This is a genomic window from Streptomyces sp. BR1 (genome assembly GCF_052373795.1).
In the GTDB taxonomy this organism is placed as follows: Bacteria; Actinomycetota; Actinomycetes; order Streptomycetales; family Streptomycetaceae; genus Streptomyces.
The window spans coordinates 4210860-4225191 of the sequence record NZ_CM126252.1; the positions used below are offsets into that span (position 1 = coordinate 4210860).

Below are 14332 nucleotides of genomic sequence, written 5' to 3' on the forward strand. Positions count from 1 at the left end.
CTTTCATAGGATCGGCACCATGAGTGCCGCCAAGGATGCCCCGCCGCCGCTGCCCGAACCGCTCGGGATCGCGGTCGCCGACTCGCACACCCATCTGGACATGCAGGGCACCACCGTGGAGGAGGCGCTGACCAAGGCCGCCTCCGTGGGGGTGACGACCGTGGTCCAGGTGGGCTGCGACGTGAAGGGGTCGCAGTGGGCCGCCGAGACGGCCGCCGCGTACGACAGCGTGTGGGCCGCCGTCGCCCTGCACCCCAACGAGGCGCCCCGGATCGTCCTGGGTGACCCTGGGGGCACCTCCCAGCCCCCTGGGGCTGGGGGAGGCTGGTCCCGCCAGGGGGCGCGCACCCCCGGCGGCGACAGCGCCCTCGACGACGCGCTCGGCGAGATCGACCGGCTCGCCGCCCTCCCGCACGTGAAGGGCGTCGGCGAGACCGGCCTCGACTACTTCCGTACCGGAGCCGAGGGAATGGCCGCCCAGGAACGCTCGTTCCGGGCCCATATCGAGATCGCCAAACGGCACGGCAAGGCGCTCGTCATTCACGATCGCGAGGCGCACGCGGATGTGCTGCGCATTCTGCGCGAAGAGGGTGCCCCGGAACGCACGGTCTTCCACTGCTATTCCGGTGACGCGGAAATGGCGGAACTCTGCGCGAAATCCGGCTACTTCATGTCCTTCGCCGGAAACATGACCTTCAAGAACGCCCAGCCGCTGCGCGACGCGCTCGCCGTGGCACCCCTCGAACTGGTCCTGGTGGAGACCGACGCGCCCTTCCTCACCCCGGCGCCGTACCGCGGACGGCCCAATGCGCCGTATCTCATTCCGATTACGGTACGGGCCATGGCCGCGGTGAAGGGCCTCCACGAGGACGCGCTGGCCGCGGCCGTCGCGGAGAACACTGCCCGCGCATTCGATTACTGAGGGATAACGGCCGATGCCCCCCGGGTGGCCGAACGTAGGGTAGCGCGACGACGCTCCGTAGTCGAATCGCTTTGGAGAGTGACAGAGGCTCCGCTAATGTCCCCGCCTCGACGGGACGATCGGCCGGACCTCTGGAGCACCGTGAGCACTTCGCAGGGAAGTCACAGAGCCGCGCGCGGCGGCCGCCGCGCCGCCACCAGAACGGCCGAGGCGCCGCCTCCGGCCTTCGACGCCCACGAGACGGTGGCCGCACCCCGGCTGCCCCGGCAGGGCGACGGCCTGGAAGGGGGCGGCCAGGACCCCGCCGACCCCGACCCGGCCGACCCCGGTGGACGGGCCGGGGCGCGGCGGGCCGCCCGGCGCCGCCGGACCCTCGGCGCCGCCCGCCCCGACGCCCTGCGCCGGCTCATCCCGCAGGCCCTGGTGGTCGCCTTCCTCGCGGGCGGCACCTCCGCGTTCCTCGCCAACGACAAGGCCGTACGCCTCACCGTCGACGGTGTCCCGCGCACCCTGCACACCTTCGCCGACGACGTCGACGAGCTCCTCGCCGACCAGCACGTGGCCGTCGGCGACCACGACATCGTCGCCCCGGGCCGCCACGAGGCCCTGACCAGCGGCGACGAGGTCGTCGTCCGCTACGGCCGGCCCGTCGCCCTCACCCTCGACGGGGAGCGGCGCCAGGTGTGGACCACCGCGCAGACCGTCGACGGGGCGCTGCGCCAGCTCGGCGTACGGGCCGAGGGCGCCTACCTCTCCGCCTCCCGCTCCTCCGCCATCGGCCGCGCCGGAATGGGCCTGGACGTGCGCACCGAGCGGCAGGTCACCTTCCTCGCCGACGGCCGCGAGCGCACCATCCGCACCAACGCGGCGACCGTCGCCGAGGCCGTCGCCGAGGCCGGGATCTCCCTCCAGGGCGAGGACACCACCTCGGTGCCGCCGTCCGCGTTCCCCCGCGACGGCCAGACGATCACCGTCATGCGCATCACCGGCACCCGCGAGGTCCGCGCCGAGCCGATCCCGTACGAGGTCGAGAAGACGAAGGACGAGTCGCTGTTCACCGGCACCGAGGTCGTCGACCGGCCCGGCCAGCAGGGCCTCAGGAAGGTCACGTACGCCCTGCGGACCGTCAACGGGGTGCGGCAGAAGCCGAAGAAGGTGGCCGAGCAGGTGGTACGCGGGCCCGTCACTCAGACGGTCCGCGTCGGCACCAAGCCGCTGCCCAGCTCGGTCGGCGGCGCCGACCACCTCAACTGGGACCAGCTCGCCCACTGCGAGTCCGGCGGACGCGCCGGCGCGGTCGATCCGACCGGGAACTACGGCGGGCTCTACCAGTTCGACGGCCAGACCTGGCACGCGCTCGGCGGCAGCGGCCTGCCGCAGCACGCGAGCGCCTCCGAGCAGACGTTCCGGGCCAAGAAGCTCTACGTGCAGCGGGGGTCGAGCCCGTGGCCGCACTGCGGCCGTAGGCTGTATCGGTGAGCACCACTGAGCCCGACGCCCTCCTCGGCCCCGCCGACATCCGTGAACTGGCCGCAGCGCTGGGCGTACGCCCCACCAAGCAGCGCGGTCAGAACTTCGTCATCGACGCCAATACGGTCCGCCGGATCGTCCGGACGGCGGAGGTACGGCCCGACGACGTCGTGGTGGAGGTCGGGCCCGGCCTCGGCTCGCTGACGCTCGCGCTCCTGGAGGCGGCGGACCGGGTGACGGCCGTCGAGATCGACGACGTGCTCGCGGGCGCGCTGCCGTCCACGATCGCGGCCCGGCTGCCCGCGAAGAAGGACCACTTCGCGCTGGTCCACTCCGACGCGATGCTGGTCGAGGAGCTGCCCGGCCCGGCCCCGACCGCGCTGGTCGCGAACCTCCCGTACAACGTCGCCGTGCCGGTCCTTCTCCACATGCTGGGCCGCTTCCCGACGATCGAGCGCACCCTGGTCATGGTCCAGGCGGAGGTCGCCGACCGGCTCGCGGCCAAGCCCGGCAACAAGGTGTACGGCGTGCCGTCGGTCAAGGCCAACTGGTACGCGGACGTCAAGCGTGCCGGGTCGATCGGCCGCAACGTCTTCTGGCCCGCGCCGAACGTCGACTCGGGCCTGGTCTCCCTGGTCCGGCGCGCGGAGCCGGTGAAGACCACCGCCACCAAGGCGGAGGTCTTCGCGGTCGTGGACGCGGCCTTCGCCCAGCGCCGCAAGACCCTGCGGGCCGCGCTGTCCGGCTGGGCGGGCTCGGCGGCCGCCGCCGAGGAAGCCCTGGTCGCGGCCGGGATCTCGCCGCAGGCACGCGGCGAGGCGCTGACCGTCGAGGAGTTCGCCCGGATCGCGGAGGCCAAGAAGTGACGGTGACGGTCCGCGTCCCCGCCAAGGTCAACGTCCAGCTCGCGGTGGGCCCGGCCCGCCCCGACGGCTTCCACGACCTGGCGAACGTGTTCCTGGCGGTGGGTCTGTACGACGAGGTCACGGCGACGCCCGCGTCCGAACTGCGGATCACGTGCTCCGGCCCGGACGCGGACAAGGTCCCGCTGGACGGTACGAACCTGGCGGCGCGGGCGGCGGAACTCCTGGCAGCGCGGTACGGACGCTCGCCCGATGTCCACCTCCACATCACCAAGGACATCCCGGTGGCGGGCGGTATGGCGGGCGGCAGCGCTGACGGCGCGGCGGCTCTGGTGGCGTGCGACGCGCTGTGGGGCACGGGCGCGGCCCGTGCGGAGCTGCTTGAGATCTGCGCGGAACTGGGCAGCGACGTCCCGTTCAGCCTGGTGGGCGGGGCGGCACTGGGCACGGGCCGCGGCGAGAAGCTCTCCGTGCTGGAGGTCGGCGGCACGTTCCACTGGGTCTTCGCGGCGGCGGACGGCGGTCTGTCGACCCCGGCGGTGTACGCGGAGTTCGACCGCCTCAGCCCGAACGCGGCACCGCCGGAGGCGAACGGGTCCCTCCTGGACGCCCTCCGCACGGGCGACGCGAAGGCCCTGGCGGCCACGCTGACCAACGACCTTCAGCCCGCCGCGGTGTCATTGCGCCCATCCCTCACGGACACCCTGGCGGTGGGCACGAAGGCGGGCGCCCTGGCGGCCCTGGTCTCGGGCTCGGGCCCGACGACGGCGTTCCTGGCGGAGGACGAGGCATCGGCGCGGAAGATCGCGGACGCCCTCACGGCATCCGGCACCTGCCGCTCCGCGAGGGTGGCCGCCTCACCCGCACCCGGGGCGACTGTTGTGGCTGCCTGAGCCACAGGTCGTTCTTCGCCTGCGAGCCGGTGGGGGCGAGCGCGCAGTTCCCCGCGCCCCTGGGGGGCACCGCACAACGTAACCTTGGGGGCGATTCAGCCCCACTGCGCAGGAGTGAAATGGCCGTCAACCTGGTCAATGTCGAGGCAGTCAGCAAGGTGTACGGCACCCGTGCCCTGCTCGACGGTGTCTCCCTCGGCGTCTCCGAAGGGGATCGGATCGGGGTGGTCGGGCGTAATGGCGACGGCAAGACCACCCTCATCCGGATGCTCGCGCAGCTGGAGGAGGCCGACACCGGGCGGGTCACGCACGTGGGCGGGCTGCAGCTCGGGGTGCTCACGCAGCATGATTCGCTCGACCCGAACGCGACCGTCCGGCACGAGGTCATCGGCGACCTCGCCGACCACGAGTGGGCCGGTAACGCCAAGATTCGCGACGTGCTCACCGGGCTCTTCGGCGGGCTCGATCTGCCCGGGTTCGAGAACGGGCTCGACACCGTCATCGCCCCGCTCTCCGGCGGTGAGCGCCGCCGTATCGCGCTGGCCAAGCTGCTCATCGCCGACCAGGATCTGATCATCCTCGACGAGCCCACCAACCACCTGGATGTGGAGGGCATCGCCTGGCTGGCCCAACACCTTCAGGCCCGCCGCTCCGCGCTCGTCTGCGTCACCCACGACCGGTGGTTCCTCGACCAGGTCTGCACGCGGATGTGGGACGTCCAGCGGGGGTCCGTCTACGAGTACGAGGGCGGGTACTCCGACTACGTCTTCGCCCGCGCCGAGCGGGAGCGGATCGCCGCCACCGAGGAGGCCAAGCGGCAGAACCTGATGCGCAAGGAGCTGGCCTGGCTGCGGCGCGGTGCCCCCGCCCGTACCTCCAAGCCGCGCTACCGCATCGAGGCCGCCAACGAGCTGATCGCCGATGTGCCGCCGCCGCGCGACACCTCCGAGCTGATGAAGTTCGCCAACGCGCGGCTCGGCAAGACCGTGTTCGACCTGGAGGACGTGACCGTCCAGGCCGGGCCGAAGGTGCTCCTTAAGCATCTGACCTGGCAGCTCGGCCCGGGCGACCGGATCGGTCTGGTCGGGGTGAACGGCGCGGGCAAGACCTCGCTGCTGCGGGCGCTGGCCGAGGCGTCCCGTACCGACGGGGAGACGCAGCCGGTCGGCGGGCAGATCAAGGTCGGCAAGACCGTGCGGCTCGCCTATCTCTCGCAGGACGTCACCGAACTCCCGGCCTCGCTGCGGGTGTTGGAGGCCGTGCAGCAGATCCGGGACCGCGTCGACCTCGGCAAGGGCCGGGAGATGACCGCCGGGCAGCTGTGTGAGCAGTTCGGGTTCAGTAAAGAGAAGCAGTGGACGCCTGTGGGCGATCTGTCCGGTGGTGAGCGGCGGCGGCTTCAGCTGCTCCGCCTCCTCATGGACGAGCCCAACGTCCTCTTCCTCGACGAGCCCACCAACGACCTCGACATCGAGACGCTGACCCAGCTGGAGGACCTGCTCGACGGCTGGCCCGGCTCGATGGTCGTCATCTCGCACGACCGGTTCTTCATCGAGCGCACCACCGACCACGTGTGGGCGCTGCTCGGCGACGCGTCGCTGCGGATGCTGCCGCGCGGCATCGACGAGTACCTGGAGCGGCGCAAGCGGATGATCGAGGCGGCGGCCCCGGCCCCCGCGCCGGTCGCCGCCAAGCCGGCGGGCACCGCCTCGGCCGCCGACAGCCGCGCCGCCAAGAAGGAACTCCAGCGCATCGAGCGGCAGCTGAACAAGATCTCGGACCGCGAGACCCAGCTGCACGCCCAGATCGCCGACAACGCCACGGACTTCGAGAAGGTCGCGAAACTCGACGCGGAGCTGCGCGAACTCATCGGCGAGCGCGACGAGCTGGAGATGCGTTGGCTGGAACTCGCCGAGGACGCGTAAGCGCGTCACACAAGCGTTAAGTCGCGTTACGGAAGCGCAGGCGTCGTAAGGATCCGTAAAGAGCGCGTGGAAACTGCATAACAGGCGCATCACAGGCCGGTCCGCCCTTGGGAACAGGGGCGGACCGGCCCGTTGTTCGAGGGGCCCGAGTGATAGAAAGAAGCCCCGCTCGACTGACGCAAAGTGTGCGGGACCATGTCCGATTCCGCTCCGGAAACGCGGGGGAGTCCGTTCGGGCAGCGGTCCGCACGAAGGGGGATACACGCTGTGACCCAGCCGCCCAGCCAGCAGCCGCCGCAGGGGGGCTTCGGGGCACCCACGGACCCGCCTCCGGGGACGCCCGTGCCGCCCGCACAGCCGCCGCAGATGCCGCCGCCGCCCGCGGGCCCGCCGCCGGCGATGCCGCCCGCGCCGCAGGGCGCCCCGGCCGCGATGCCGCCGGCGCCTCCGCAGGGCGCCCCGGCCGGCGCCCCCGGTTACGGCTACCCGCAGGCGCCCACGCCGGGTTACGGCTATCCGCAGGCCCCGGGCCAGGCCGGTCCGTACGCGCAGCAGCCGGGTCCGTACGGCCAGCAGAGCGGTCCCTACGGCGGTTACCCGACGCAGCCGCAGTACCCGGGCGCGCCGATGCCGGATCAGCCGGGCGGCGGGCGCAACCCGTTCAAGGGCAAGCCCGCCGTGATCATCGCCGCGGCCGTGGCCGGTCTGCTGGTCATCGGCGGCGGCGTGTACTTCGCCACCAAGGGCGGCGGCGACGACAAGAAGCCGGTCGCCAAGAGCAGCCAGGACGCCAAGCCGTCCGGTTCGCCCTCGGCCGACCTCGGTGACGGCAAGGGCGACGGCCGCACCGGTTCGGACGACCTCAACGCGGGCCGCAAGGACGGCGAGGCGAAGGTCTGGCTCCAGGAGAACGCGACCCAGCTGACCCAGAACGGCGCCGAGCAGTCCGGCCCGTGGGTGGTCGGCGACACCGTCGTCAAGGCGATGTACAAGGAGGTCACCGGCTATTCGGTGGCCGACGGCAAGCAGAAGTGGAGCGTGCCGCTGGACGCTCCGCTGTGCGGGGCGCCGCACGAGACCACCGCCGACGGCAAGATCGTCCTCGGTGTGCAGGAGAACAACACCAAGAACGCCAAGTGCAACCAGCTCCAGCAGGTCGACCTCGCGGCCGGCAAGGCGGGCTGGAAGGTGCCGGTGCCGTCGGAGGGTCTCTTCGACATCATGACCAGCTTCGACATGGCGATCAGCGGCAACACCCTGGCGGTGGCCCGGATGGGCGCGGTCAGCGGGTTCTCGGTCACCGACGGCAAGAAGATCTTCGGCGGCACGAAGGACGGCAACTGCCGTGCGGACGCGTTCGCGGGCGGCGCCAAGCTGCTCGCGGCGGGCAGCTGCACGGTGGGCGACGACACGCAGGCCATGGACCAGATCCAGGAGCTCGACCCCACGTCCGGCAAGGTCAAGTGGACCAAGCAGTTCCCCAAGGGCTGGAAGGTCGCGCGGGTCTTCTCGGTCGACCCGGTGGTGGTCTACCTGACCAACAAGGACAAGAAGCAGTACAACATCACGGCGTTCAAGCCGGACGGCTCGGTCCGCTCCGAGATGGACAGCAAGGACAGCTTCCAGCCCGAGTGCCCCTGGGCGATCATGGAGCGCGATCTGCGCGGCTGCCTCGGCACCGCCGCCGACGCCAACACGCTGTACCTGCCGACCGAGCCCAAGCAGGGCGGCGGCGACGGCTACAGCCGGACCAACGCGGTCGTGGCGTTCGACCTCAACACCGGCAAGGAGAAGTGGCGTTCGAGCCCGGGCGACGGCCGCACGATGCTGCCGCTCCAGGTCGACGGGGGCAAGCTGCTCGCGTACATCGCGCCCACCACCGAGCAGGGCGGCGCGGTCGCGTCGATCGCGCCGACGGGCGGCAAGCCCAGCGTGGTGCTGCAGAACCCGGCGTCCACCGCGTCCATCGAGAACGGTTTCTTCTCCAAGCACGTGGCCTACTCCGGCGGCCGGTTCTTCATCCTCAACGGCCGGGTGTCCAGCCCCAAGGGCGACACCAAGGAAAAGGCCCTGATGGGCTTCGGCAACTGATGAACGCGCCCGCTTCCGTCCCCTCCCTTTCCGCAGAGGTACGTACGTCATGAGTCAGCCCCCACAGCCGCCGCAGCCCCCGCAGCAGCCGAGCGACCAGCCGCCGCAGGGCTTCGGCGCGCCCCAGCAGCCCCCGGCGGGCGGCTTCGGCGCCCCGCAGGAGCCCCCGGCGGGCGGCTTCGGCGCTCCGACGCCGCCCCCGGCCGGCGGGTTCGGCGCGCCCACGCCCCCGGCGGGCGGTGCCACTCCGCCGCCCCCGGCGATGCCCCCGACCCCGCCCGCGCAGCCGCCCGTCCAGGCCCCGCCCGGGTACGGCTACCCGCAGGCGGCGCCCCCGGCGCAGCCGGGCTACGGCTACCCCGGCCAGCCGCAGGGCCAGCCGGGCGCGCCCGGGTACGGCTACCCGGGCCAGCCCGTCACCCAGCCCATGCAGCCCGCGGGCCCGGGCGGCGGCGGCAAGAAGCTCAACTCCCAGACCACGATCATCATCGCGGCGGCCGTCGCGGTGGCGCTGATCGTCGGCGGCGGCATCTGGTACGCGAGCAAGGACGACGGCAAGAAGGACGAGTCCAAGTCGTCCGCGGGCACCACCGGCGGCAAGGATGCCAAGGACGGCGGCTCCACCGGTGGCGGCGGCACCGAGAAGGCCCCCGCCGACGTCACCTCCAAGGTGCTCTTCCAGCTGCCGCAGCCCAAGGTCGACGACCTCACCGCGGTCAAGGGCTCCTGGCTGACCGACAAGGTGTACGCCAAGTCCGGCGTCAACGAGATCGTCGGCTACGACCCGGCCAAGGGCACCCCGGTCTGGAAGGTGCCGCTGCCGGGCGCGGTCTGCGCGGCCAGCAACCACGTGAGCGCCGACGGCAGGACGGCGATCGTCTACGAGGGCCCCAAGGCCGCCGGCGAGAAGTACGCGCGCTGCACCGAGGTCGCCGCCCTCGACCTCGGCGCCGGCAAGCTCGCCTGGACGAACACCACCAAGGACGGCGACCGCAAGACGGCGTACGAGGAGGTCACGCTCGGCGCGGGCACCGTCGCCACCGGCGGCTCCTCCGGCGGCGCCGCCTGGGACCTGGCCACCGGCAAGCTGCTCTGGCAGCCGAAGGAGACCACCGACCAGTGCAAGGACGCCGGTTACGGCGGCGGCGACGCGCTGGTGGCGGTCCGCAAGTGCGGCGACTACGACAACCCCACGGTCACCGTGCAGCCGCTGAACCCGAAGACGGGCGCGCCGATCACCTCGTACAAGATGCCGGCCGGTGTCCAGTACGCGCACATCGTCTCCGCCAAGCCGCTGGTCGTCGCGGCCGACGTCGGCGACACCGCCGGTGACGGCAGCGGGATCTCGGACTTCTTCTCGATCGACGACAAGAGCGGCAAGCTGCTCGCGCGCATCCCGGCGCCGGGCGCCAAGTACGCGGGCCGCTGCGACTCCACCATGGTGGAGAAGTGCTCCTCGCTCGCGGTGGGCGGCAACAAGCTGTTCATCCCGACCGAGAAGCACGACGGCGCGACGCCGGACGGCGGCCAGTCCAACGAGATCGTCGCGTTCGACCTGGCCACCGGCCAGCCGGTGAACGGCAAGGCCGACGCGGGCGACGGCAGCTCGCTGATGCCGCTGCGCATGGACGGCAACGACGTCATCGCGTACAAGAACCCGCCGTACGACAAGGGCAGCCAGGTCGTGAAGATCGACGGCGGCAACTTCAAGCAGACCGTGCTGATGCAGAACCCGGCGGACAAGTCGGTCCGGGACGTCGTCAGCGTGTTCTCGCCGGAGTACGCCGAGGTCGTCTACGGCCAGGGCAAGCTCTTCATGTCGCAGGTGCTGCTCTCCAAGCCGAGTTCGTCGTCCCTGGACGAGAAGCGGTTCCTGCTGATCGGCCTCGGCGTGGGCTGACAGCGCGTCAACATCCCGGTGGCTGGGGCCCCGGCCGCGGAGTGCTCCTCCGCGGCCGGGGCCCTTTGCTCACCTGGGTGAAACCGGATGTCCGGCAAGTAGTCCTGAATGGCGGGGATTTCGGCAATCCGGGCGTCTTCTCACCGGTAAGGGGCGCGCGACGTCGAACAAGCGTGTAGCTTGCCGGGGCAGGGAAGGGCCGGGCCAGGGGGTTGGCAACGTGCCCCGGGGGGATGGGGGTTGCTCGATGGGCGTGCGGCTCATGGTGGTCGACGACCACCGACTGCTCGCCGAGGCGCTCGCCTCGGCACTGAAGCTCCGCGGGCACCGGGTGCTCGCGGCGGCCGCGCCGGTGGCCGGGGCAGCGGAGCTGGTGGTGTCACGGGCGCCCGAGGTGTGCCTGCTCGGGACGGCCGCGCCCGCCGAGCCGGGTGCCTTCGACCCGATCGTGCGGATCAAGCGGGAGCGGCCGCAGGTGGCCGTGGTGGTGCTCGGCCCGGTGCCGAGCCCACGCGGGATCGCGGCGGCGTTCGCGGCGGGCGCGTCCGGTTACGTACGCCATGACGAGCGCATAGAGGGTGTGGAGCGCGCCATGGTGAAGGCCAGGGCGGGTGAGGCGGCGGTGGCGCCGGGGCTGCTCCAGGGCGCGTTCGCGGAGCTGCTCAACCCGGCGGCGCAGCCCGACGACGAGGGGCAGCGGCTGCTCCAGATGCTGACCCCGCGCGAGGTCGAGGTGCTGGTGCGGGTCGCGGACGGCGAGGACACCCGGCTGATAGCGGCCGGGATGGGCATCGCGCCGTCCACCGCGCGCACCCATGTGCAGCGCGTCCTGATGAAGCTGGGGGTCGGCTCCCGCCTGGAGGCGGCGGCGCTGGCCGCGCGCACGGGCCTGCTCGACCGGGCGGTGCCCCCGGCGGGCTGAGCCCGCTTGTTCTGTTCGGTGTGGGCGCGACCGCGTGGCGGTCGCGCCCACAGCCGTTTGCGCCCACGTGCACGCGCGTCTTTGTCGTTCCCATTGACTGATGCTGTTGGCTCGTGGTTATTTATGTTCGGTTCTGTTTGATGGAGGTGCAGGTGAAGAAGACGTCGACCCGGCTCGCCGACGGCCGTGAGCTGCTCTACTACGACTCGCGGGACGACGTCGTACGGGACGAGGCGGACACCCGGCCCCTCGACCCCGTCTCCACCGCCTCCGAGATCCGCCGCGACCCCCTGCTCGGCGACTCCGTGGCCATCGCCTCACACCGCCAGGGCCGCACCTACCACCCGCCCGCCGACGCCTGCCCGCTCTGCCCCTCGCGCGAGGGACGGCACGGCGAGATCCCGGCCGCCGACTACGACGTGGCCGTCTTCGAGAACCGCTTCCCCTCCCTCGCCGGGGAATCCGGCCGCTGCGAGGTCGTCTGCTTCACCCCCGACCACGACGCCTCCTTCGCCGACCTCACCGAGGAGCAGGCCGCCCTGGTCCTGGAGGCATGGACCGACCGCACCGCCGAGCTCGCCGAACTCCCGCAGGTGAAGCAGGTGTTCTGCTTCGAGAACCGGGGCGCCGAGATCGGCGTCACGCTCGGCCATCCGCACGGCCAGATCTACGGCTACCCCTTCACCACCCCGCGCACCGCCCTGATGCTCCGCTCGCTCGCCGAGCACCGCGAGCGCACCGGCGGGCGCAACCTCTTCGACGACATCGTCGACCGCGAGCTCGTCGACCGCGTACGGATCGTCCTGGAGGGCGAGCACTGGGTCGCCTTCGTGCCGTACGCCGCCCACTGGCCGTACGAGGTGCACCTCTACCCCCGCCGGCGCGTCCCCGATCTGCGGGCCCTGGACGAGGCGGCGCGCACAGAGTTCCCACAGGTCTATCTGGAACTCTTGCGGCGCTTCGACCGGATCTTCGAGGACGCGCAATCGCCCACGCCGTACATCTCGGCCTGGCACCAGGCTCCGTTCACGGAGTTCCCCGAAGGGGTCGGCCGGGATGAATTCGCGCTCCACCTTGAGCTTTTCACCATTCGCCGTACTTCCGGCAAGCTGAAGTTCCTCGCGGGTTCCGAGTCCGGCATGAGTGTGTTCATCAATGACGTGCCGCCGGAGGCCGCGGCCCGGCGACTGCGAGAGGTAGCGAGTTCATGAGCGGGAAATACCTGGTCACCGGTGGCGCCGGTTATGTCGGCAGCGTGGTGGCGCGCCATCTGCTCGACGCGGGCCACGAGGTGACCGTCCTCGACGACCTCTCCACGGGCTTCAGGGAAGCCGTCCCGGCGGGCGCCGCGTTCATCGAGGGCCGCGTCCAGGACGCGGTCCGCTGGCTCGACGGCTCGTACGACGGAGTGCTGCACTTCGCCGCGTTCTCGCAGGTCGGCGAGTCGGTGGTACGGCCCGAGAAGTACTGGTCGAACAACGTCGGCGGCACCCTGGCCCTGCTCGACGCGATGCGTGCGGCGGGCGTGCGGCGGCTGGTGTTCTCCTCCACCGCCGCCACCTACGGCGAGCCCGTCTCCGCGCTGCTCACCGAGACCGACCCGACCGCCCCCACCAGCCCGTACGGCGCCTCCAAGCTCGCCGTCGACCACATGATCACGGGCGAGGCGGCGGCCCACGGCCTCGCGGCGGTCTCGCTGCGGTACTTCAATGTGGCGGGCGCGTACGGCAGTTGCGGCGAGCGCCATGACCCCGAGTCGCACCTCATTCCGCTGCTGCTCCAGGTCGCCCTCGGCAAGCGCGAGGCGATCTCGGTGTTCGGGGACGACTACCCGACCCCGGACGGCACCTGCGTCCGCGACTACATCCATGTCGCCGACCTCGCCGAGGCCCATCTGCTCGCCCTTGACGCGGCCACCGAAGGCCGGCACCTCATCTGCAACCTGGGCAACGGCAACGGCTTCTCGGTCCGCGAGGTGATCGAGACCGTGCGCAAGGTGACCGGGCACCCGATCCCGGAGGTCGCCGCCGCCCGCCGGGCCGGTGATCCGGCGGTCCTGGTGGCCTCGGCCGCCCGCGCCCACGAAGCCCTCGGCTGGCAGCCGTCCCGCGCGGACCTCGCGGGGATCGTCGCGGACGCCTGGGCGTTCGCGCGGAGCCTGGAGGACCTGGATGACTGAGACTAGTGGGGCCCAAGTGGCCGAGGTCGTACGGGACTTCGAGGAGCTGTACGGATCGGCTCCTCAGGGCGTCTGGGCGGCGCCCGGGCGGGTCAACCTCATCGGGGAGTACACCGACTTCAACGACGGCTTCGTGATGCCGCTCGCCCTGCCGCACACGGCGGTGGCGGCGGTCTCCCGGCGCACCGACGGGGTCGTCCGGCTGCACTCGGCGGACATGGACGGCGGAGTCGTACGGCTCGACGCCGCCGGTCTGGAACCCCTTTCCGGCGGCGGCTGGGCCGCGTACCCGGCGGGGGTGGTGTGGGCGCTGCGCGAAGCGGGGCACCCGGTGACGGGCGCGGACGTCCACCTCGCCTCCACCGTCCCGACCGGCGCGGGCCTCTCCTCGTCGGCGGCCCTCGAAGTGGTCACCGCTCTCGCGCTCAACGATCTCTACGAACTGGGGCTCACCCGGCCCGAGCTGGCACGCCTGGCCCAGCGGGCCGAGAACGCCTTCGTGGGCGTGCCCTGCGGGATCATGGACCAGACGGCGTCCGCGTGCTGCGCCGAGGGACAGGTGCTCCACCTGGACACCAGGGACCTCTCCCTCCGCCAGGTCCCCTTCGACCTCGCCGCCCACGGGCTCCGGCTCCTCGTGGTGGACACCCGCGTGAAGCACGCGCTCGGAGACGGCGCGTACGCGGAACGGCGCGCCGCTTGTGAAGCGGGCGCGCGGGCGCTCGATGTACCCACCCTGCGCGCGATTGACCACTCGCACCTCCCGGATGCGCTGGCCAGCCTCGATTCCGAAACCGTCCGCCGGTGCGTACGCCATGTCGTACGCGACAACGAGCGCGTCGAGCGCGTCGCGGCCCACCTTGCGGCGGGCGATCCGCGTGCGGTCGGCCCGGTCCTGACCGAGGGTCACGCGTCCCTGCGGGACGATCTGCGGGTCTCCTGCGCCGAGTTGGACCTGGTGGTGGACACCGCCGTACGGGCCGGGGCGCTCGGGGCGCGGATGACCGGCGGCGGCTTCGGCGGCTCGGCGATCGTGCTCACCGACGAGTCGGTCGCGGACACGGTGGCCAAGTCGGTCCAGGAGGCGTTCGCGCAGGCCGGGTACACCGCGCCCAGGATCTTCCCGGCGATCCCGTCGGCGGGCGCGCGCAGACTGCTCTGAACTCC

At 71.9% G+C, this 14332-nt stretch carries 11 protein-coding genes; all 11 read left to right on the forward strand.

The genetic code is table 11. The features are described from left to right. The first annotated feature begins 19 nt into the window (after positions 1–19). On the forward strand, positions 20–922 hold the full coding sequence (locus ACT1U9_RS18415) for a TatD family hydrolase (RefSeq protein WP_444533816.1): 903 nt from the start codon (positions 20–22) through the stop codon (positions 920–922). Between the two features lie 96 nt (positions 923–1018). Then, positions 1019–2401, forward strand: a complete 1383-nt coding sequence (locus ACT1U9_RS18420; protein WP_444533817.1) for a ubiquitin-like domain-containing protein — start codon at positions 1019–1021, stop codon at positions 2399–2401. Next, a complete protein-coding gene (gene rsmA, locus ACT1U9_RS18425; protein ID WP_444533818.1) occupies positions 2398–3258 on the forward strand; it encodes a 16S rRNA (adenine(1518)-N(6)/adenine(1519)-N(6))-dimethyltransferase RsmA in 861 nt (286 codons plus the stop codon). Before ACT1U9_RS18420 ends, rsmA begins: the two co-directional genes overlap by 4 nt. After that, positions 3255–4148, forward strand: coding sequence for a 4-(cytidine 5'-diphospho)-2-C-methyl-D-erythritol kinase (locus ACT1U9_RS18430; RefSeq protein WP_444533819.1), 894 nt, complete (start codon positions 3255–3257; stop codon positions 4146–4148). Before rsmA ends, ACT1U9_RS18430 begins: the two co-directional genes overlap by 4 nt. A gap of 119 nt (positions 4149–4267) precedes the next feature. Beyond that, on the forward strand, positions 4268–6073 hold the full coding sequence (locus tag ACT1U9_RS18435; RefSeq protein WP_444533820.1) for an ABC-F family ATP-binding cassette domain-containing protein: 1806 nt from the start codon (positions 4268–4270) through the stop codon (positions 6071–6073). 267 nt (positions 6074–6340) lie between these two features. Beyond that, positions 6341–8164, forward strand: coding sequence for an outer membrane protein assembly factor BamB family protein (locus tag ACT1U9_RS18440; protein ID WP_444533821.1), 1824 nt, complete (start codon positions 6341–6343; stop codon positions 8162–8164). A gap of 49 nt (positions 8165–8213) precedes the next feature. Further along, positions 8214–10064 (forward strand): outer membrane protein assembly factor BamB family protein, encoded by a 1851-nt coding sequence (locus ACT1U9_RS18445; protein WP_444533822.1) that lies wholly within the window; start codon positions 8214–8216, stop codon positions 10062–10064. Between the two features lie 247 nt (positions 10065–10311). Beyond that, positions 10312–10986 carry a helix-turn-helix transcriptional regulator gene (locus tag ACT1U9_RS18450; RefSeq protein WP_444533823.1) on the forward strand — a complete coding sequence of 225 codons (675 nt, stop codon included), beginning with the start codon at positions 10312–10314 and terminating at the stop codon, positions 10984–10986. A 152-nt stretch (positions 10987–11138) separates the two neighbouring features. Then, on the forward strand, positions 11139–12197 hold the full coding sequence (gene galT, locus ACT1U9_RS18455; protein ID WP_444533824.1) for a galactose-1-phosphate uridylyltransferase: 1059 nt from the start codon (positions 11139–11141) through the stop codon (positions 12195–12197). Next, a complete protein-coding gene (galE, locus tag ACT1U9_RS18460) occupies positions 12194–13165 on the forward strand; it encodes a UDP-glucose 4-epimerase GalE (protein ID WP_444533825.1) in 972 nt (323 codons plus the stop codon). Before galT ends, galE begins: the two co-directional genes overlap by 4 nt. Then, positions 13158–14327 (forward strand): galactokinase, encoded by a 1170-nt coding sequence (gene galK, locus ACT1U9_RS18465; protein ID WP_444533826.1) that lies wholly within the window; start codon positions 13158–13160, stop codon positions 14325–14327. Before galE ends, galK begins: the two co-directional genes overlap by 8 nt. Positions 14328–14332: the final 5 nt, after the last annotated feature.